Source organism: Nocardia sp. JMUB6875 (assembly GCF_041154655.1).
GTDB lineage: Bacteria > Actinomycetota > Actinomycetes > Mycobacteriales > Mycobacteriaceae > Nocardia.
The window spans coordinates 1-19,594 of sequence record NZ_BAAFGR010000151.1 but is presented as its reverse complement, the minus strand read 5'-3'; the positions used below and the strand labels follow the sequence as shown (position 1 = coordinate 19,594).

The window sequence follows — 19,594 nt, the reverse complement described above, 5'->3', positions numbered from 1 at the left end:
GGGCTGGGTTGGGGGTCTGAACCTCTGGGTAGTGGTCGAAGAGGTGCGTGATCAGGGCGGTCAGGTGGTTCTCGGCTTCGTGGAGGCGGGCCAGGAATGAGGGGGCGCGGGGGGCTTCTTCGAAGAGGACTCGGTGTAGGCGCGGGTTGTCGAGGTGGTGGTCGATCGTGGTTCGGACGAAGAGGCGGAGGGTGTCCTCGAGGCGGGGTGGCAGGCCCGCGGCGATGCGATCGGTCAGCAGTTGGGCTCCGGCGTCGAGGTGGTCGTCCATCAACGCGCGCAGAATGGCGTCCTTGTTCGGGAAGTACTGATAGACCGAGCCGACCGAGAGGCCTGCGCGTTCGGCTATGTGGTTGGTGGTCCCGCCCGCGTACCCGCGTTCGGCGAAAACGTGAGCCGCCGCCTGGAGAATCCATTGCCGAGTCTGTTGGGAGCGTTCCTGTTTCGGCTGCTTACGCGCTCGATATCGATCCGTCGGCGCCATGCTCCACCCCCTGCGGATATGCGAGTAGTCAGGGCAGTTGATCGCTCGCAGAATTAGGTAAACCTAACACCGAAAGGGGTTGTTATGCGCACGGTTCGAGTCGAATCTGTTCTGCCTGCCAATGTCGACCAGGTCTGGTCCGCGATGCTGTCACCCGCCACCTTCGCATACGTATGCCGAGGCCTGTTCGCCGTTCCCGCTGTGGCGGGCCGGATCGAACCGCTGCGGGCGGGCGACCGCGGCACGGGCTGGCTGTTCGCATTCCATGTGCTTCCCGCCTACCGGCACACCATCGAGGTAATCGAGGTCGACGCGCCCACCCGCACGATCCGCACCCGCGAGCGCGGAGGTGTCCTCCGCTCCTGGGACCACACCCTCCATGCCGAACCAATCGATGAAAATACCTGCACATACAGCGATTCCGTCGATATCGACGCTGGCGTCCTCACACCGGCCGTCGCCAGAATCGCGACCGCGATCTACCGCTACCGGCACCGCCGCTGGCAAAAACTCGTTCATACCGAAGAGTTCTCGACGCTGGCCTAGGCTGCAGCGGAGCAGATCGTTTTACATCGGTGGGGAGTTCGTCATGTCCGGTCCGCAGAGCCCGCAGCAGCCGTATCGAGGGGGCGGGCAGCCGTATCCGCAGTATGGCTATGGTCCGTATCCGTATGGTCCGTCGCCGGTCCCGCCGTCGTCCAGGTCGGTGACGGCGATACTGGCGGCCGTTTTGAGTCTGCTGGGCGGGGCTCGGGCCGTACTCGGTTCTCTCGCATTGCCTTTGATGCAAACCGATCCGGACCTCGACCCCAGCGGGTTCTGGGGCAGGGTGAAGCTGTTCTTGCTGGTGGCTGTGGGGTTTGGGGTGCTGTTGCTGGTTGGGGGGATTCTGATGTTGATGCGGAAGCGGATCTCTCAGGTGCTGTTGGGGATCGGGGGCATCGGGACACTTGTCAGTTCGATCGGGCTCACGATCGCCATGCACAACCACTTCGTTCGGGACTATGGCGGCGACAATGTCTCGGTGAACTGGGATTTCACCATCTTCGGGATCATCGGCGCCGCGTTCAATGTCGCCCAATTGGTGCTGACGTTCTGGCCCAGCACCTCGCGGTGGCTGGCCAATAAGGCTGCGGCCTAGAGGGACATCTTGCCGTTGTCGACGGTGTAGATGGCGCCGTGGACGGCGGAGGCTTCGGGGGAGCAAAGAAAGGTGATCACGTTGGCGACCTGGGCGGGGTCCATCAGGCCTCGGGCGGCAGCGATTTTCATGATGAGGGTGTAGTCGGGGTCTTCGGGGAAGGTGAAGTTCTGGACCATGGGGGTGGTCATGCCGCCGGGGCAGACGCAGTTGATGCGGATGCCCTTGGAGTCGAATTCGAGGGCCATCGCTCGGGTCAGGCCGATGAGGCCGTGTTTGGCGGCGCAATAGGCGGCGGAGTAGGCCTGGCCTTCGAGACCGGCGATGGAGGAGACGTTGACTATGCAGCCGGAGCGGTCGAGGAGGTGGGGGAGAGCCGCCCGGGAGAGGTAGAAGGGGGCGCTCAGATTGATGGCGAGGTCGTGCTGCCAGTCGGCGTCGGTGACCTCGGCGGTGTGGCGCATGGTGTGGGCGCCCGCCGCGTTCACGAGGATGTCGAGGCCGCCGAAGCGGTCGACGCAAGCCTCGACGACCTCGGTGGCGGCGGCGGGGTCGGTGAGATCGGCTGCCAGCCAGGCGGTTTCGTCTCCGTCCTGGAGGGCGGACTCGAGGCGGGCCTTGTCACGGCCGACACCGAACACCTTCGCGCCGCCCTCGCGCAGCTGCCGGGTCACCGCCTCACCCAGCCCGGAGGACGCTCCGGTCACGACCGCGACGCGGCCCTCGAAGCGCCCGGAATCGGTGCCAGCCATACCTTCTCCAATCCATGACCCGGGCGGTCCTGGAACGCCGCCCGTGTAGAACGTGTTCCAAAATAGCCCGACTTGGATCAGACAGTGACGGTGTTGCGGATGGTGATGTTGCCGCACGCATTGCGGGCCTGGATGTCCACGGTGTCCTGCGCCCCGGCGGCCGGAGCCAGCTGGTTGTGGACCGCGCCCTTGGGAGTATTGGTCTCCAGGCGGGCCGCGCTGCCGGGGTGGATGCCGACCTCGATCTCACCGGTGGAGACCTCCAGCCGCAGAACGCCGCGCGCCGCCTCGCCGATGTGGATGTCGCCCTTGGCGATCTTCGCGGTGACCGAACCCTGCGGCTGCTCCACGACGATGGTGCCCATGGACAATTCGAGTTCGCTGTCGCCGAGCGGGCCGATGCCCACCAGGTGACCGACCGCCGCATGCGCGTTCACCTGGGAACCGGAGGGCACCCGGACGGTGACCGCCAGCGACGGGTTGCCGCCGAACGGGGCATGGGCGCGCCAATTCTTGGGCGCCTTCACCGACACCGTGCCGTCGGCGAAGGAGACCTCGGTCTGCTCGGCGGCCCGCACATCCGCCTTCTTAGCGGCATCGGCGGGCTTGACCTCGACGATGGTGTCGGTGCGATCGGAGGCGATCACGGTGATGTCGGCCGAGCCCAGCTCGATGGCGAGGGCGATGGGTTCGGGGGTCTGGAAGGTGGTCATTGTGAGCTCCTGCGGTAGGTGAATCAGTTGGTATGCCGGCTACTTTCACCGGCCCGACTGACACCGCCCTGACATGGCCCTGACGCACCTCCTGACACCGAATCAACCGAGGTTGCGCTCCAACAGCAGGTTCAGCACCTCCGGGAACTGGTCCGGAAAGTCCATCGGGATGATGCCGAAGTGCGCGGGCTGCCCGCGATGCGCGGTGAGATACGCCTCGACCTTGGGCATGATGGCGGCGGCATTGTCCTTGGGCCAGGCATTGTCGGCGAAGCTGGTGAAATTGATGTACTGCAGCGTGTTCGAGGGGTCGCCGGCCGCCTTGTCGAAGCAGTCGCTGACATAGCCGAACTTGTCGCCGCCGGAGGAGCCGGTACCGGAACCGGACTTGGAGGAGCCGAGATCTGAAGAGCCGGAATCCAATCCGGCCAGCCCGCGGTTCTTGTACCGGTCCTGGAGATAGAAGCGATCCGTGGTGAAAACCCCGTTATCGCCGCCCGGCCATTGCAGACAGCCCAGCGAGTTGCCGAACTGCGCGATCAGAATGATCCGCCCGCGCACCTCGCCGAGGGCCGGAATGCGGTTCTCCATCCAGAACAGCGAACGGTAGCCCTTGGTATCCAGGTAGCCCTTGAAGATCCGCTCGAAGTCCGCGCCGACATCGTTAGTGGTCCCGTCCTCCTTCTTGACCCGCATGATGATCACCTCACCGGGATTGCGGGACAGGAACGTCCGGCACTGATCCAGCACGGCATCGAACGTGATGCCCTGATAGAACCCGGAGTGATAGACCCCGAACGAGTCGGAGGTGTGCCCCTGCAGCCCGTTGCAGCGGATATCCAGGAACCGGATCCCGTGCGCGAATTGATCGGGCAGCGACCAATTCTGGGTGTGCGCCCATTCGGTGCCATTGGCCGGATCGACCGCACAGGAGTCATGGGTGCCCGGAATGGTCAGCCGCAACAGCGAGGTCGCGTCCGACAGCGCCGACATCCACGCCTGCGGCGGCGCGCCGACGGTCCGCGGATGCGGAACCGCCTGCGCCGCAGTACCGGTCAACGCGGTGGCGGCCGCGCCGACGGCGGCGGCCAGGGTGGTGCGGGCGAAGTCTCTCCGGGTCAGGCTCATAGAGCGGGGAGCCTAACCTGGACGCGAGACCAAGATCGCTGGTTTACCGGAATTACTGGGCTTCGAGATTCACCGTGATCGTGGTCCACCCGCCGACATGGATGCGATCCCCGTCCCGCAACGGCACCGGCGTCTTCGGCGGGATCGGATCCGGGCTGTCATTGAGGCAGGTGCCGTTGGTGGACCCCAGATCGGTGACCGTCACACCCTCCCCGTCGATGTGCAGAATCGCGTGCGACCGCGATACCGCGATATCTGCCGGAGCGATCGACAGATCGATATCCGGATGCACCCCCTGCGACACACTCCGCTTGCCGATCAGAATATTGGGCCCCGTCAAGGCGATTCGCCGATCCGGGTAGTAGTCGGGAAAGTCGACCCGCTCCAGATCGGGCCCCTTCTGCGCCCGCATGCGCTCGTAATGGGCCGGATCCGCGGACACGGTCGCGACCCACACCGTCTCGGTGGTGTTCACCACCGTCGACTCCGGCTCACCCCGCTCCGCGACCGGAAGGACCGGCGGCGCGGGCATTTCCGAATCGTGCCCGCAGTTCTCGCAGAACCGCCCCTCCGCGGGCGCCCCGCACTCCGGGCACAGCGTGGTCGGCAGCACCGCGCCCAGCTGCACGCCGATCGGCGCCCCGCAGATATCGCAGTAGTCCGTCGCGGTCGATTCGTGTCCCTCGGTGCAGAACGCCATCACGGTTCCTTGCGGACGCGAGCCGTTTTCGTCGAGCGCACGCTGAGCACCATCGCGTCCTCGTCGGCGCCGGGCCGCAGCCGGACCGTGCCGGTGCGCGGATCCACCACGTCGACCACGCTGAGCAGCAGCTTGGCGGTGTTCTCATTGCCGGACGAGGTGGCCAGGTGGTAGGCCCGCTGGAGTTTCGCGGTGGCCGTGGCCTCGTCGCCGTGCTTGCGGGCGGTGAGTCCCTCCTGCACGGCCTGGGCCAGTTCGGCCTGCCCGGTGTAGTGGGCGACCCGGCGGCTGATGCGCGCCGACTTGTCGGTATCGGTGGTCCAGGTGGCCTTGACCAGACCCTGCCCGAGAATCTCGCCGTCGGCCAGCACGCTCACCCGCGCGGCCAGCTTCTCCCGGTCCGGCGCGGCCGGTTCCAGTTCCAGCTGCACGTGATAGTCGCGATCCTCGGCGCCCCAGGCGCCCAGCGGGTATTCGCCCACCTGCGGCCCGAGCTCGGTGCGCCGCCCGGTGAGATCCTCGATGAACGGCGCGACCTGCTTGACGAACACGATCCGCGTGCCCACCGGCGTCCACATGCGCAGCGTCAGATCCGGAATCGCCTTGGCCATCGAGGTTTCCATCATCGACGCGAAATCCTGGGCCAGCAGATCCGGGGACGGCGCGATATCGACGGTGCCGTGCAGCGCGGACCCGATGGCCCGCAGTTCCTTTTCCTCCCAGTCGAATCCGACGCCGCGGCAGTCACAGGTGAACACGCCCTCCGACGCCCGGATCTCCCGCGCCAGCTGCTCGGGCTTCTCGTGCTCGTTCTTGCCGTCGGTCAGCAGGATGGCGTGCACCATCGCCCCCGGATGCTGTTGCGCGATCAGCCGCGACAACCCCAGCCAGGTGCCCATGGCGGTGCCGCCGTGCGGGGACAGCTTGTCGAGGGCGTGCCGCGCGTTGGCCCGCTCCTGCCGGCTGGCGATCGCCGAGGCCCCCTGGCGCGGATATACGACCTGCGCCTTGTCGGTGCCCTCGACGATGGCGAAGCGGGTCCCGTCGGGCATGACGTCCAGCGCCGCGAGGGTGGCCCGGCGCGCGTGCGCGAATTTGTCGGAGCCGCCCATGGATCCGGAGGTGTCGATGATCAGGATCTCCACCCGATCCTGCGGCGTGGCGGCGACCACCAGTTCGTCGGTGGCCTCCACGGTGACGATGGCGTCGACGATGCGCGCCCCCTCGGCGAGGAACTCGTTCTGGTCGACGGCGACCGAAAGGCCTTTGTTCTCAGCGGAAGTCACGGGGTGTCTCCTGTTGATGCTCGGGACGGTACAGGTACGAGGGCGACGGTGATGTTGTCCTTCCCGCCCGCCCCCAGTGCGTGCTCCACCAGGGCGCGCGCCGCCGGCAGGGCGGGCAGCGTGCCGGTGAAGCGGGACAGGGCCGCCGCTTCGGGCAGGTAGTTCCACAGCCCGTCGCTGCACAGCAGCAGCACGCCGGGCTCGGTGGTGCGCAGGGTCCGAACGCAATTGGCGGACCACTGGTGTTCGCTGTCGGCGCCCAGCCAGCGGGTGAGCACGTGCGCGTGCGGGCCGTCCATGGCGGTGTCGGCGTCCAGCAGGCCGTTGTCGACCATGGCCTGGGCCAGGGTGTCGTCGACGGTGAGCCGCTGCGGGTCGCCGGAGAGCCAATAGGCCCGGCTGTCACCGACATTCGCGACGGTGACGACCGCGCCGCCGTCGGCCTCGAACTGCACGATGGCCGAAACATAGGTGCACGACGGCGATTTGCCGTCCGGCGTCCCGACCGCCTTGACCGCGGCCGCGGCGGCGGTGAGCCCGGCCATCACACAGTCCTCGGCGGGCAGGTCCTCCGACAGCGCGGTCAGGCAGGCGTCCAGGCCCGCCCGGACCGCCGCGCCTGAGGCCGCCTGCGGATCCTCCGAGGTCGAGACCCCGTCGCAGACGGTGATCACCGCCGCGGCGGGCCGCTCGGGATTCGCGCCCTCGACGACCGCCGCGGCGACCGCGTCCTCGTTGCGGGCGTGCAGCAGCCCGCGATCGGTGACCAGGCAGGTGGTGCCCAGATCGGCCTCGAAGCGATCCCGCTCCGGCCCGAGTTCACCGCAGGACGAGCAGTACCCGTCCGGATCGAATTCGGTGCCGCCGCAACCGGTGCAGTCGGTCGCGGGACTGGATTCGAAGGTGGCGGTCGTCCCCGACACCGGGTCCATGCGTGCATTGCGGGCGGCCTCGGCGACCGGCACGGTCGAGCCGGAGCCGGGCCGGAATTCCTTGGGCGGCAGTGCGATCAGCCGGACGCCGAGCTTGCGGCCGCAGGCCTCGCAGAAGCGGTCGGTGTCGGCGGCGAAGGTGCCGCAACCGGGGCAGCGGGCCGTCACAGGACGGTCCTCGGGCGCAGCACATTGGCCTGCTCCACCAGGGCGATGCGTTCCCACATGTCCTCGGTCTCGTGCGCCAGGTCGCGATAACAACGTTCCAAACCGGTGCGTACCCCTTGTTGATCGAGCGCCACTCCCAGCAGCGGGGAGTGGTCGGTGGGCACCCTGCCCAGGCGCAGCCAGCGCAGCGCCGCGTCCAGGACCCGCATCCGCGCCTGTGCGGCACGGTATTTCGAGTCGAGCGTGAGATTAGCGATGCGCTTGCCCGCGTCGCGAACCAATTGTTCGGTGAGCTGATCGGCCTCCGGCACGTCGAGCAAGGTCTCCACCGCGGTGACCCCGGCCTCGGTGTGCACGGCGGAGGCGGCGTCGACCTGATCGAGCACCTCGACGGCCCCGGCCCGGTCGCTGACCGCGCGCCGTACACGCGCCGCCCCGAAGGCCGCGCTGGTGAAGGTGCGATCGGTGCGCCAGACCATGTCGTAATAGCGTGCCGCGCGCTCGCGCGCCGGGCCGGGATCGTTGCCGTTCGAGTTGACGGCCATGAGTTCCGCTGTCACGGCCAACGCCAGCTTGGGAGCGGCCTCGCCTGGCAGGGCGCTGTAGAGGGCGTCGAATTCGGCTGCGGCGGCGGGCCAGTCGCGTTGCAGCAGCCGGGCCTGGCCCGCGAACCAGGCCAAACGCCAGTCGCCCTCCAAGGTGTCGGCCACCTCGTCGAGGCGGCGCAGGGCGTCGTCGGCATCGCCGAATTCCAGTGCGGCACGGATCAATCGGAGCGGAATCTCGACCGATTCCTCGCGGCCGGTGACCACCGAGGCCAGACCCGCGGTGATCTCGCGCTCGAGATCCTCGGGGGTGACCGCGCTGGTGGAGGCGAGCAGGGCCGCACCGCTGTCGCTGGGATCGACCAGCGGAACCGGCAGTGCCGCAATGATCTTCCGCGGATCGTCGGGCACCCGGTCGCCGACGCCGAACACCGCACGCGGCGGCGCGAACCGGGTCGACAGCCCCGGGCGCGGACGGCCGTCCTCCTCGGCCAGCACCTCGCGCAGAATCCCGGTGAGCTGATCGCTCATCTCGGTCATCGACGTGAAGCGGGCGTCGGGATCGGCGTCGGTGGCGCGCACCAGGAATCGGTACAGCGATTCGTGCCGCGCCATGAGCGGTTCGGTGTCCGGACCCGGCAGCGGACCGAGCTCGCCGTTGACCGGCGGGATCCGCATGACCAGCGCCGCCAGCGTCCGCCCCACCGTGTACACCTCGGAGGCGATGGTCGGCCCGGTGTGCGCGATCTCCTTGGCCTGGTATCCCGGTGTGCCGTAGATGGTTTCGGTCTGATCGTGCAGCGGTATGACCGCACCCAGGTCGATGAGCTTGAGCTGCTCCTCGGTCTGCATCACATTGTCGGGCTTGAAATCGCAGTAGGCGAGCCCGTGATCGTGCAGGTACTCCAGCGCGGGCAGCATCTCGAGGATGTAGGCGATGGCGCGCGCGGGCGTCAGATACCGCTGATCGACCGTGCGCTGTTCGCGCAGCAGCTGTTTGAGCGACTTGCCGCCCACGTACTCCATGACGATGTAGCCGACCGGCTTGCCGTCGGGCCCGGTGTCCTCGGCGAAGTTGTAGATCCGCACGATATTCGGGTGATCGACCTGCGCCAGGAACCGCTTCTCGGCGACCGCCGCCCGCATGGCGTCCGCGTCGCCGGTATTGAGCAGACCCTTCAAAACCACGGGCCGATCGTCGACCTTGTGATCCACCGCCAGATAGATCCAGCCCAGTCCGCCGTGCGCCAGCGGTCCCAGCACCTCGTACTGGCCGCCCACGATATCGGTGCGGGACAGCTTGGGGGTGAAGGAGAATCGCGTGCCGCAGTGCGGGCAGAAACCCTCGGTGCGACCGGGCTTGCCGTCGCGGCTGCGGCCGACCGGGCGCCCGCACTTGCCGCAATCGCGATGATGTTCCGGCACCTCGGGGTCGGTCAGGACGGCCTCGGCGGGATCCTTGCGCGGCACCGACGGTACCTTGACCATGCCCGCGCCCAGGCGTCCGCGACTGCCGCCGGTGGATCCGGATCGCCCGGTCTTCACCGACCGCCCGCTGCGGGAGGCCCCGGCGCTGCGCGTCGATCCGGGGCTGCTGACCGTCGCTCCGACGCCGGACGGCGAATGCCCGGTGTCGCGTGCGGTGGTGGCCATCGCCGACGCCGGGACGGGCGCGCTTCCGCACACATCGCAGTAGCCGTCGACAATCGTTCCGGTGCAACCGGGTTCGGCACACCGATCCGAGGGCGCGGAGACCGTCTCCGCCTCGCCCGCGTCGCCGGAGGCGGTCGCGCCGCCCGCCGCCGGGGCGGTGCCGCAGACGGTGCAGTATCCGTCCTCGATGGTCCCGGTGCAGCCGGGTTCGGTGCAGTTCATGATCGCCTCCCCGTTTTCTGCACGATGAGTTGTCGATAATCGGTAATGGCCCGCGTCACCGCGGCCAGATCGCAGGGCCGCCGCGAGAGCAGCCCCGCCGCGATTCGGCTGGAGGCCAGCACATCCTGGTCCTCGCCGACACCAAGTCGCGCGGCCTTGGCGCGATAGGAACTGAAGCGGCCCTTCAGTTCCATGCGCCGGTCGAGCAGCCCCTGGGCCAGTTGCTCGTTGCGATTGGCCGCCTCCAGGGCCGCGGCCAGCCGGTGCCGCAACTCCCACAGCGCGGTCGGTGCGGGCGGATTGGCTTCCAGCGCCGTCAATTCCGCCCCGTAGACCGCGCTGTCGTCGGCCTGCCGGGGCAGCGGCGCGGCCAGAATGGTCCGCTCCACCTCGACCCGCGCATGGTCCGCGCGCTCATAGGTCCGGCGCAACGTCTCCACCCGCGCCCGCACCTGCTCGACCGCCCCGTCCCAATCCGCCGACATGGCACGCAGTTCGGTGAGCACCGTCGTCGCCTCACGCATCCGCCGGGCCAGGTCGGTCAACCGGCGATCGAGCACATCCGGCCCGAGTGCCAGCGGATCGGTGGCGACCTGGGTGGCCAGCACATCCATTTCCTCGGCGAGCGACCGCAATTCGGGAATCGAGGCGCCGACCCGGTCCAGCTCCGCCTGCAGCGGCGCGATATCGGACATGACCCGGTTGTTCACCGCCTCGACCGCGTCGAGCACCGTCACCACCATCGGGAACGCCGCCCGCATCCGATCCAGCATCTCCGCGATGCCGATCAGCTCCACCATTTCCCGCGGCCCGCCCAGCGACCGCTGCGCCATCGGGATGGTGTGCCGCGCCACCTCGACCGGCCGCCCGCGCAACAGCTGGGTCAGCTCCTCGCGATCCAGCGCGTCCAGCCGCCGCCGGGCCCGCGCCGCCTTGGCCCGATCCAGCACGGTCCCCAACCGGCCGAAGTCCTCCCACATCGCCTCCAGCGCCGCGCGCGCCGGCGCCCACCGCTGCTCGGTCACCCCGATCGGAGGGAACCGGCGCAGCAGCACCAGCCCGGGATGCTTGTCCAATTCGACCAGGGTGGCCGCGATGTGCTCGATTTCGCGTGCCCGCTCGGCGATTTCACGATCTATTTCGGCGACGCTGAGAATGTGCCCAGGATTCCCGTGCATGGCCGGCTCAATCGCTGTATCGGGGCGCCGGCGGACCATTGGACGGACCGAGCACGCTCAAACGCTCGTTGTAGAGCCGCTGCCAGGTGCCGTCATTGCGGATCCGCTCCAGCACGCCATTGACGAAACGCACCAGATCGGTCTTGTCCTTCTGGATTCCGATGGCGTAGTTGTCCGCCGCCATGGCCCCGCCGACGACCTCGAGATTGGGATCCTGGATCTTCAATCCGTACAGCAGCGGCAAATCGGTGCTGGCGGCGTCGACTTCCCCCTGCTGCAGCGCGGTCAGGCAGTCCAGCCAATTCTCGATGCCGATCACGATGGGGCGCTGGGGAAGTGCGAACACCGCGTCCAGCGTCGTCGAATTGGGAATGCCGCAGACCTTCTTGCCACCCAGATCCGCCGCCGACCGAATACCCGACCCCTTGGTGACCAGCACCCGCTGATCGGTATCGAAGTAGACCGACGAGAACTGGATGTCCTGGCGTCGCGCACAGGTCGGGGTGAAGCTCTGCACCACCATATCGACGTCGCCCTTGGCCAGTGCCTGCACCCGATTCGAGGTCTCGATGGGCCGCAGCTCCACCCGATTCGGATCGCCGAACAGATCCCGGGCCACCTCGCGCGCGATGTCGATATCGAAGCCCTCGATATCGCCGGTGGCGGGATTGCGGTAGCCGAACAGGAATTCGTTCTGGTTCACCCCGACCCGGATCTTGCCGCTGGCGACGATGTTGGCCATGGTCGACCCGGCGGGCATGGCGCCCGGCTGCGGTTGCGCGCCCTGCGGGCGCAGACTCGCGAGCGGGTTGCACGACATGTCGGCGCGCTGACTTGGAGTGGGCGTGAGCACCTTCGCGCCCACCGGCAGCCGGTTCTCGGGCGGCAGCTGGAAGGGCTCGGCGGCCGGGGTCGACCCGCACGCCGCGGCCAGCAGCGCCACGGCCGCCACCAGTAGCATCCGCATCCGCGTCTTCACAGGAACTCCTTCAACCGCGGCCACACCCCGATGACGATGGCGGCCGTCGCGGCCAGCAGCAGCGCCAGCGTGCCGATCGGGCTCAGGGTGAGGGCATTTCCGGCTGTGTTCACATCGTCGCGCACTTCCTGGCGCGTGCGCTCGAGTTCGGCCTTCAGGGCCTCGTCGAGTGCGGTGAACTGGGCCGCGGAACCGGTGCCGTCGGCCTTGATCGACTGGTCGACCGCCCCGCGATAGTTGTTGCTGAGATAGGCGGCCACCTCCTTCCGATGGCCGTCCTGCCAGCCGGAGAAGGCCTTGCTCGCGGGCGAATCCGCGCGCAGCAGACCGGTCAGGTCCGCGCGCAGCTGATCGCTGCTGGCGGCGAAGCGCTGCTCGCTGGCGTCCAGATTGCCGCGGGTGATCAGCTGCAGGGTTTCCTCGGTGCGGGCCTGCTGGGCCAGAATCCGGGCCTGCGCCAGCTTTTCGAAGCGGGCGGTGGCGCCGGTGTCGATGGCCTCCGACGCCGCGATGGTGGTGGCCAGGATCCACAGCAGCGCCAGCACGGTCAGCCCGGCCGCGGTCACCACGCCCGCGTTGACCCAGCGGTTGGTGCGCCGCAGCAGCACCCACGAGCCCGCGCCGCAGGCGGCCAGCAGGAGCACCAGCAGACCCGAGGCCCACAGCGGCAGCCCGGTGATCGCGTCCTGGTCGCCGTGCAGCTGGTTCAGGCGAATGGTCTGCAGCTCACCGGCGTTCTTCAGGATGGAGCCCTGCATGAGCGCCGAGGCCTGCCGCAGATACGCCGAACCGACCGGCAGACCCTGGCGGTTGTTGGCCCGGGCGTCCTCGACATAGCCGGTGTAGGTGGGCAATTCGGCCGAGATCTTGCCGAGGATCTCGCGCGTGCGGGTGTCGGAGGCGCCGGTGGTGGCCTCCGCGAGCGCGGCCGCGGCATCGGTGAGCGCGTTCTCGTAGCGGGTGCGCACCTCGTGCGATTCGACGCCGCCGGAGAGGTAGGCCGTGGAGGCCGCGGCGTCGGCCGTCGACAGGGCGACGTAGAGCCGTTGCGCGGCATTCGCCAGCGGTTCGGTGTGCGCCAGCGCGGTGTCGTGGCGAGAGATCTTGGCGCTCTGCGCGTTCGCCGACACCAGTCCGGCGATCAGCGCGAGCAGTGCGAGGGCGGCGCCCACCGCACCGATGACACCCGGCGCGGTGCGCGCGAAGCGTCGCGTCCACTGCGCGGCATTGCGCATGGTCGCCGGAAGACGACTCCTCAACCTCAATCCCCCGTTTGGTATCGATGACCGGGTGAACCGGCCGGTGCTCCCCGTAGCCAGATCGTACGGGAGTGATCGCACCCTGTCACTCGAGTTCCAACCGGTCGGAATTTATTGGGGAACCGTTCATTTCGAATGCACGTGCATTCGCGCGCGAGACCACGAAATCCAGATTTAACCGCGCGTAATCGCCGGGAAACGTTCCGGCACAACACTTGGTTCACCCGATGTGACGCTAGACACCTTATGCCACAACATAATTTAGTGCTGGAGCGGGTCTGGTGCCTGCCCGCCCCGCGGTGAGGTAGCGCTGAAAAATGGTCCCGTATCCCGAGTGGCTGAACCCGGGCGACAATGCCTGGCAGTTGGTAGCCGCGACCCTCGTCGGTCTGATGAGCATACCCGGTATCGCGATCTTGTATGGCGGTCTGGTGCAACGCAAATGGGCCGTCAATACCATGCTCATGGCATTCACCGGATTCTCGCTGGTCCTGGTGGTGTGGGTGCTGTGGGGCTTCAAGATGGGGTTCGGCGAGCCCATCAAGCTCGGTCCAGGAATATTGCGGGCCGCAATAGGTAAACCGCACACCGTACTGGGATCGAATAATCAAGAGCAAGCGGTTATTCCGCTGCTCGACGGGCTCATGCCGAACTTCCGGTTCTCCGAGACCACACTGGTGTACTTCCAGTTCGTGTTCGCGGCGATCACGCCATTGCTGTTCCTGGGCAGCGTGATCGGGCGGATCAATTTCAAGGTCTGGCTGATCTTCGTTCCGCTGTGGTCGACGCTGGCCTACTCGGTCAACGCCTTCCTGATCTGGGGCGGCGGCTGGTGGTCGCAGATGGGGGCGCTGGACTATTCCGGCGGGTACGTCATCCACTTGGCCGCGGGCACCACGGGTTTCGTGGCGGCCGCGGTCATCGGGCCGCGGCTGGCGCGCGACCGCGAACGCGCGGTGCCGAACAACCTGCCCATGGCCGCGGCCGGGGCGGGCATCCTGTGGCTGGGGTGGAACGGCTTCAACGGCGGTGACCCGTACTTCTCCGGATCGGATGCCTCACTCGCGGTGATCAATACGAACCTGGCGACCGCGTGCGCGGTGCTGGCCTGGGTGGTCTGGGACATGCTGGCGGGCCCGTCGCGGCGGCCCAACTTCCTGGGCGCGGTCAACGGCATGATCGCCGGTCTGGTCGCCATCACCCCGGCGGCCGGTTTCGTGAACAGCTTCGCCGCCATGATGATCGGACTGATCGCCTCGACGCTGGTGTGGCTGTCGTGGAACAAGCTGGGGCGCACCCGGTTGTTCCGCAAGGTCGACGACACCCTCGGCGTGGTCCACACCCACGGCGTGGCCGGTCTGGCGGGCGGCCTGCTGGTCGGCGTGTTCGCGGACCCGCACATCAAGGTGTACCTGGGCACCGGCGGCGCACCCGACGCCACCTACGGCGGCTGGCTCTACGGGCATCATCCGAAACTGCTGCTGTGGCAGGCGGGTGCGGCGGCCACGGTCATCGTCTGGGATGCCTTCGTCACCTTCGTGATCCTCAAGGTGCTCAGCCTGTTCATGAGCCTGCGGATGTCCGATGACGTGCTCGAGACCGGCGATATCGGAGCCCATGAGGAAGAGGCGTACCCGGACGACACGCTCGTGCACGCGCAATCGCCGGCGCTGCGAAAGCCGCCGCCACGACCGCAAGCGCCGGTGGAACAGGACGGAGCGGAGATTCCGGCCAAGGAATCCTGATGTCGGCGCCGCTGCACCTGGGCGGCCTGATCGGTGACCACATCATGGACCCGGGCGGCGGCGCGGACGCGAAGCTGTTGACGCTGGTGGTGCCGCCCGGCCTGTTCGATCAGATCAAGCAGGCCCTGGCCGCCTTCGGGGTGCGGCGCATGGTGGTCACCCAGGTCTACCGGGTGGACGACCGCGACAATCGCGTCGAGAGCTATCGCGGGCAGCGGTTCGAGACCGATGTCAGTGCGGGACTGCGGGTCGAATTGCTGGTCCGGGCAGAGGATGTCACCGATCTGGTCCGGATGATCGGGCGGATCGGGACCAACCACCGGTCCTCGAACATCCAGATCTGGATGACCGACGCCCGGCGGTTGTGAACGGTGCGAAGCCCGGTCGCCTTCGCGAAATCGATTGCCGAGCTCCCGCCCCGATCGTAAGGTCGGGGCGGGAGTCGTGGCGTGAACGCGCGGCAATTCACCGGTGGGAGTTCGAGTTTGGCAGTGCGGTTGGCCTTCGGTGTGATCGCGGACCGGGATCGGCGGGCCTGGCTGATCGAGACGGGTGAGGAGGTCGGCCATGACGGGCCCGCGGGCGCGGCCGTGGTGCTGGGGGCGCGCGACAGCGATCCGGCGCGGGTGGCGATCGCCTGCGCGGATCTGGCCGGGCTGGTGGAGGCCGGGGGCACGGTGATCGCCGGTGCCGGAATCGATCTCGGCGAGGGATTCGTCTCGGCGCGGCTGGCCGGGGCCACCGGTGATCGGCGCGACGCGGTCATCGCCGCGCTACGGGTGCTCAAGCTGGGTGGCGCGTGGCGGCTGGGGGAGCGCACCGCCACACTGGTGGCGTTGTTCGGGGTGGCCGCCACCAAACCGGTCGGGGCGGCGGCGGAGCAGGCGATCGGTGAGGGTCGGTGGGCCGCGGTCGTTCTGGCGTCGGCGGCGGCCGATGTGCTCGGGCCCGAGCAATTGGTGCGGGTGCTGGCCTTGCGGACGCCCGACGGGGTCGATCCGATGCCCGAGGGTGTGCCGTCGGTGCTGGCCGCGAATCTGCGCCGGGTGCTCGAACAGTATTCGGGCCCACGGCGTCTGGAGTTGCTGCTGGACCTGTGGGAGCAGGTCTGCGCCGGGCAGCTCGCCGGCCTCGCGCGGGCGCGGCTGGCCGCATCGCACGATCTGACGGTGCTGGAGCCGCTGCGCGCACGCTACCGGCAGTTCGCCGAGGCCCAGGCCATCGAGCTGGTGCAGGATCACGACTATCGGCCCTTCACGGTGCTGCACGCGATCCAGTTCCGGCCCACCTGGCGGAACTACTGGAAGCACTGTGTCGAACGGCTGATCCAGGACGCGCTGGCGGCGACGGTGCTGCTGCGGGCCGCGGTCGCGGTGCACGAGCACGGCGCGGACGTCGGAATCGCGCGGGTGCGCGGCGAGCTCGAGGCCGTCTCGGCGCTGTTAACGCGCAGCGAGATCAACAAGGCCCGGCGTCCGGTCGGCGAGCTGACCACCTTGCCCGCCCGGCCCATCGGCCATGTGCGCGAGATCGATACCGCGCTGCGGCAGCAGCAGCTGCGGGGCGCGGCCTTCGAACGGTTCCTGCGCACCCGGCTGTGCACCGCGCTCGCGTACGCGACCATCGTGCAGGACGAGGTCGTCGATCTGCTCCGGTACGCGTTGCCCAGGGAATCGCTGCCCGAGACCTGGGATTCCGGCTCGCTGCGGGCTTGGCGTGCGGCGGCGGGTTACACCGCACGGCATTCGCCGCAGCACTGGCACTGTGAACCGTTGGTGCGCAAGCGCGATCAGCCGAGCCTCGCCGATCGGCTCGATGAGGACGCGTCGGCCGTCGACCTTGGTTGCGATCTGCTCTGGCTGGCGGACCTGGCCGACGCCATGGCCCGGGCGCTCGGGCATGCCGGTGCGGTTTCCGTGCCCGCGTATCGGGTACCGATGTTCGATACGAATCCGCCCGCGCCGCAACCGGATCCGCTCACCCCGCGCACGGAGTCGATCCCGCTCGCGGTGGCCGGGGCTGCGCAGCTGCTGGCCCTCGGCGCGGCAGCGCCGAGCCGGTGCCGGGACTGGAATTCGCTGTGCGAGGGGCTGATGCGCGGCGGAGCCGTCGCGCAGGCATTGACAAGCGAATTCGAGATCCCCGAGGCGGTATTGGCGCACGACGGCACGATGTTGCCCGGGACCGGCCTGCGCATCCAGTTCGCGCGGACGGCGGGGCGCCTCGCGGAATGGTCGGATTACATGGGCAATTGCATTGCCGGACCGTGGTATCAGCGGGAGGCCGTGCACGGCCGCAGCATCCTGCTCGCCCTGCGCGACGAGCGGGACGTGATCGTCGTCAATGCCCAGCTGCGTCGCGGTCGTGGCTGGTTCGTCAGCGAGATCGCGGGACGCTTCAACCGCGACCCGGATCCCGCTGTGCACCAGGCACTCCGGGAATGGGCGGCGACGCTGAAGGTATCGGAGCCGGAGCCCGCACCCGCCGACCCGGTCGACACGGCACCGCCCGCCCGCGTTCGCCGCAGCGCACCCAACCCGCTGCGTGAGGTCGCGCCGCTGCTGCGCGACGCGGCCAGCAAGGCGATGGTCGAGTCCGAGCCCGGCCTGCGAGTCCTCACCGCCCTGGCCGGTGACCGCGATGGCGACCCGAAATCCCTGACCGCCCTACGTCGTTCACCCGCCGACCGGCTGACCCGAATCTGCGCCGACGCCCTCGCCGCCGATCCGTCCGCCCTGCCCCGCCTATGGACGGCCTCGGGAACCCGGCCGCTGGCGGCCGCCCTCGAGGCCCTCGACCCGGCCCTGCTCGCGCGCTACCCGCGACTCGCCGCCCTGCGCGCCGACGCACCCATCCCGTCGAAAACCCTGCGCGCCATGGTGAAAGACCCCGACATCGCCCTCGCCCGCACCACGGATCTGGTCGGTCTGCGCGTGCGGGCCGCTCTCGGCCGCCTCGCGCGTGCCGACGATCCGGCCCTGGCCCACGCCCTCGTCCGAAATCCGCTCGCGGACCTGCTGTGCCCGCTGATCCTCGCGACCACTCTCGCACCGGACCTCCGCATCCCGCTCACCACGATCAGCGAGCCCCGGGCCGTCACCGTCCCCGGCTACCCGGTCACGTCCCTGTCCGACCCGACCGGCCCCTGGCAAACCGCCTGGCCGGCAGTGCTGGAACTCGGCATCGGCGAATTCGGTTCGGACAGTGAGGCGTTCTGGACCCGAATCGCCACTCACGGTCTGCGGATCCCGACCTCCTGGCTGGGCCCGGGCGGCTGGCCCGCGCTCTGGTCCCGGGCACACTCCCACTGATCCGCCGCGTGGTCAGGAGAGATCGGCGAGGGCGGTCAAGACATCCTCGGTCGTCGCCGTGACCCCGAGGCGGGGGAAGATCTTCTCCATCGAGTGGTCGTGGGAGGCGGTGTCCCGGTCGGCGGCGGCGTCGGTGGCCACGACCACGCTGTAGCCGTGCTCGTGCGCGGCCCGCGCGGTGGATTCCACGCCGATGCTGGTGGCGATGCCGCCGAGCACAATGGTGGTCACCCCGCGGCGACGCAGTTGCAGATCGAGTTCGGTGCCGTAGAAAGCGCCCCACTGCCGCTTGGTGATTCGGATATCACCCGGCTGCGCGTCGAGCTCTTCGACCAGTTCGTCCCACCCCTGCGGCGGCGTGTAATTCCCGCCGCCCGCCTGCAAGGTGCGCCCCGGCGGCATATCGACGCCGTCCACCCAGGAGACCCGCACCAGCACCACGGGCAGCCCCTGCTCGCGAAATGCCTTGGCCAACTGCGCTCCCCGCGCCACCACATCCTCGGCCGCGTGCGGCTGCGTGGGCGCCGCGGTGATCCCGCGCTGCAGGTCGATCAATACCAGCGCGGACTTCGGATCCAACAGATTCGACGTCAACAGCCAATCCCTCTCTAGCGGTGGATGATTCCGTTCATTCCTCGACCAGCCGGGCCAGCAATGGAATCGCGGAGATCAGCGAATCCTGCTCGGCGGCCGAAAGTTTCGTGAGAATCACGGTGGCCAGCCAGTCCTCCTTGGCGTCGTGCGCCATTCGCAACAGCCGCCGCCCCTCCTCGCTCAACGACATCAACACCTGCCGCTGATCGGTGGGGTGCGGCCCGCGGACAACCAGCCCCCGCTCCTCGAGAGCACCCAGCGTCGTCCGCATCGACTGCGGCCGGACCTTCTCGGCCCGCGCCAGATCCGCCACCGACATCGCGCCCTCCGACCCGAGCCGGCTCAAGACCACCGCCTGCGACGGCGTCATCTCGATCCCCGCCCGCGCCGCCCGCAAATGCCGCAACAACCGGCTGGCCACCACCCGAAGCTCACCGGCGGCCTCGGCCACCTCGGCCTCGGACCTGCCCTGACGCTTCGCGCTCACTGGGACAGCATCCATGAAGACAGCAAAACTTGCAAGTTTGCCTGTCGAAATCGAGTGCGAGCGATGGGTCAGGTCAGAGCGTCGAGGAGGCCGTCCGCGGCCGCGGCTCGGAGGCCTCGACGAGCGAGGAAGCCGTTGGCGAGGAGCAGAACGGTCTTGTTCGGGGGCGCGTAGAAGCCGGATTCGGTGTGGGGCGCGTAGACGACTCGATCGTCGGAGACGGTGAGCCAGCCGGTGTGCTGGCGGGTTTCGAGGCCGACGAGGCTGGGGCGGTAATCGTGGGAGAGGATTCCGGCTCGGCGGCCGCCGGGTGGGAG

Annotated in this window: 18 protein-coding genes and 1 pseudogene; 5 read left to right on the top strand and 14 right to left on the bottom strand. The window is 68.5% G+C overall.

From position 1 onward, the window contains the following. A partial coding sequence (locus ACAM49_RS30620; protein ID WP_369639033.1) for a TetR/AcrR family transcriptional regulator occupies nucleotides 1–484 on the bottom strand: 484 nt, incomplete at its 3' end. A gap of 84 nt (nucleotides 485–568) precedes the next feature. On the opposite strand from ACAM49_RS30620, the gene ACAM49_RS30615 reads away from it, so the two are divergent. Continuing rightward, on the top strand, nucleotides 569–1,030 hold the full coding sequence (locus ACAM49_RS30615; protein ID WP_369639032.1) for a hypothetical protein: 462 nt from the start codon (nucleotides 569–571) through the stop codon (nucleotides 1,028–1,030). 43 nt (nucleotides 1,031–1,073) lie between these two features. Further along, complete coding sequence (locus ACAM49_RS30610; protein WP_369639031.1) at nucleotides 1,074–1,625, top strand: hypothetical protein; 552 nt, start codon at nucleotides 1,074–1,076, stop codon at nucleotides 1,623–1,625. On the opposite strand, the gene ACAM49_RS30605 is transcribed toward ACAM49_RS30610, so the two are convergent. From ACAM49_RS30605 to ACAM49_RS30560, 10 genes are all read right to left on the bottom strand, one after another. After that, a complete protein-coding gene (locus ACAM49_RS30605; protein ID WP_369639030.1) occupies nucleotides 1,622–2,377 on the bottom strand; it encodes an SDR family NAD(P)-dependent oxidoreductase in 756 nt (251 codons plus the stop codon). The genes ACAM49_RS30610 and ACAM49_RS30605 overlap by 4 nt on opposite strands. A gap of 77 nt (nucleotides 2,378–2,454) precedes the next feature. Beyond that, complete coding sequence (locus tag ACAM49_RS30600; RefSeq protein WP_369639029.1) at nucleotides 2,455–3,090, bottom strand: hypothetical protein; 636 nt, start codon at nucleotides 3,088–3,090, stop codon at nucleotides 2,455–2,457. A gap of 102 nt (nucleotides 3,091–3,192) precedes the next feature. Beyond that, nucleotides 3,193–4,218 (bottom strand): phosphatidylinositol-specific phospholipase C, encoded by a 1,026-nt coding sequence (locus ACAM49_RS30595; RefSeq protein ID WP_369639028.1) that lies wholly within the window; start codon nucleotides 4,216–4,218, stop codon nucleotides 3,193–3,195. Between the two features lie 52 nt (nucleotides 4,219–4,270). Beyond that, complete coding sequence (locus tag ACAM49_RS30590; protein WP_369639027.1) at nucleotides 4,271–4,918, bottom strand: FHA domain-containing protein; 648 nt, start codon at nucleotides 4,916–4,918, stop codon at nucleotides 4,271–4,273. After that, complete coding sequence (locus ACAM49_RS30585; RefSeq protein ID WP_369639026.1) at nucleotides 4,918–6,204, bottom strand: VWA domain-containing protein; 1,287 nt, start codon at nucleotides 6,202–6,204, stop codon at nucleotides 4,918–4,920. The genes ACAM49_RS30590 and ACAM49_RS30585 overlap by 1 nt, the downstream gene beginning before the upstream one ends. Continuing rightward, entirely contained in the window at nucleotides 6,201–7,304 is a 1,104-nt protein-coding gene (locus tag ACAM49_RS30580; RefSeq protein WP_369639025.1) for a PP2C family serine/threonine-protein phosphatase, read from the bottom strand. Before ACAM49_RS30580 ends, ACAM49_RS30585 begins: the two co-directional genes overlap by 4 nt. Next, entirely contained in the window at nucleotides 7,301–9,724 is a 2,424-nt protein-coding gene (locus tag ACAM49_RS30575; RefSeq protein WP_369639024.1) for a tetratricopeptide repeat protein, read from the bottom strand. Before ACAM49_RS30575 ends, ACAM49_RS30580 begins: the two co-directional genes overlap by 4 nt. Further along, nucleotides 9,721–10,902, bottom strand: coding sequence for a hypothetical protein (locus ACAM49_RS30570; protein ID WP_369639023.1), 1,182 nt, complete (start codon nucleotides 10,900–10,902; stop codon nucleotides 9,721–9,723). The genes ACAM49_RS30575 and ACAM49_RS30570 overlap by 4 nt, the downstream gene beginning before the upstream one ends. 7 nt (nucleotides 10,903–10,909) lie before the next feature. After that, nucleotides 10,910–11,881, bottom strand: coding sequence for a glutamate ABC transporter substrate-binding protein (locus tag ACAM49_RS30565; RefSeq protein WP_369639022.1), 972 nt, complete (start codon nucleotides 11,879–11,881; stop codon nucleotides 10,910–10,912). Beyond that, nucleotides 11,878–13,140, bottom strand: a complete 1,263-nt coding sequence (locus ACAM49_RS30560; protein WP_369639021.1) for a hypothetical protein — start codon at nucleotides 13,138–13,140, stop codon at nucleotides 11,878–11,880. Before ACAM49_RS30560 ends, ACAM49_RS30565 begins: the two co-directional genes overlap by 4 nt. Before the next feature lie 317 nt (nucleotides 13,141–13,457). On the opposite strand from ACAM49_RS30560, the gene ACAM49_RS30555 reads away from it, so the two are divergent. From ACAM49_RS30555 to ACAM49_RS30545, 3 genes are all read left to right on the top strand, one after another. Further along, entirely contained in the window at nucleotides 13,458–14,885 is a 1,428-nt protein-coding gene (locus ACAM49_RS30555; RefSeq protein ID WP_369639020.1) for an ammonium transporter, read from the top strand. Continuing rightward, on the top strand, nucleotides 14,885–15,253 hold the full coding sequence (locus ACAM49_RS30550; protein ID WP_369639019.1) for a P-II family nitrogen regulator: 369 nt from the start codon (nucleotides 14,885–14,887) through the stop codon (nucleotides 15,251–15,253). Before ACAM49_RS30555 ends, ACAM49_RS30550 begins: the two co-directional genes overlap by 1 nt. A 117-nt stretch (nucleotides 15,254–15,370) precedes the next feature. Continuing rightward, entirely contained in the window at nucleotides 15,371–18,196 is a 2,826-nt protein-coding gene (locus ACAM49_RS30545) for a hypothetical protein (protein WP_369639018.1), read from the top strand. Nucleotides 18,197–18,208: 12 nt separating this feature from the next. On the opposite strand, the gene ACAM49_RS30540 is transcribed toward ACAM49_RS30545, so the two are convergent. The 3 genes and pseudogenes from ACAM49_RS30540 to ACAM49_RS30530 form a co-directional block, all read right to left on the bottom strand. After that, a complete protein-coding gene (locus ACAM49_RS30540) occupies nucleotides 18,209–18,790 on the bottom strand; it encodes a hydrolase (protein WP_369639017.1) in 582 nt (193 codons plus the stop codon). A gap of 34 nt (nucleotides 18,791–18,824) precedes the next feature. Beyond that, on the bottom strand, nucleotides 18,825–19,277 hold the full coding sequence (locus ACAM49_RS30535) for a MarR family winged helix-turn-helix transcriptional regulator (RefSeq protein WP_369639016.1): 453 nt from the start codon (nucleotides 19,275–19,277) through the stop codon (nucleotides 18,825–18,827). A 68-nt stretch (nucleotides 19,278–19,345) separates the two neighbouring features. Beyond that, nucleotides 19,346–19,594, bottom strand: a pseudogene (locus tag ACAM49_RS30530) (hypothetical protein); the annotation flags it as partial.

Excerpts from the sequence above, each read along its gene's own strand:
- ACAM49_RS30615 (WP_369639032.1), top strand. The coding sequence starts at position 569 with ATGCGCACGGTTCGAGTCGAATCTGTTCTGCCTGCCAATGTCGACCAG.
- ACAM49_RS30610 (WP_369639031.1), top strand. The coding sequence starts at position 1,074 with ATGTCCGGTCCGCAGAGCCCGCAGCAGCCGTATCGAGGGGGCGGGCAG.
- ACAM49_RS30605 (WP_369639030.1), bottom strand. The coding sequence starts at position 2,377 with ATGGCTGGCACCGATTCCGGGCGCTTCGAGGGCCGCGTCGCGGTCGTG.
- ACAM49_RS30600 (WP_369639029.1), bottom strand. The coding sequence starts at position 3,090 with ATGACCACCTTCCAGACCCCCGAACCCATCGCCCTCGCCATCGAGCTG.
- ACAM49_RS30595 (WP_369639028.1), bottom strand. The coding sequence starts at position 4,218 with ATGAGCCTGACCCGGAGAGACTTCGCCCGCACCACCCTGGCCGCCGCC.
- ACAM49_RS30590 (WP_369639027.1), bottom strand. The coding sequence starts at position 4,918 with ATGGCGTTCTGCACCGAGGGACACGAATCGACCGCGACGGACTACTGC.
- ACAM49_RS30575 (WP_369639024.1), bottom strand. The coding sequence starts at position 9,724 with ATGAACTGCACCGAACCCGGCTGCACCGGGACCATCGAGGACGGATAC.
- ACAM49_RS30570 (WP_369639023.1), bottom strand. The coding sequence starts at position 10,902 with ATGCACGGGAATCCTGGGCACATTCTCAGCGTCGCCGAAATAGATCGT.
- ACAM49_RS30555 (WP_369639020.1), top strand. The coding sequence starts at position 13,458 with ATGGTCCCGTATCCCGAGTGGCTGAACCCGGGCGACAATGCCTGGCAG.
- ACAM49_RS30550 (WP_369639019.1), top strand. The coding sequence starts at position 14,885 with ATGTCGGCGCCGCTGCACCTGGGCGGCCTGATCGGTGACCACATCATG.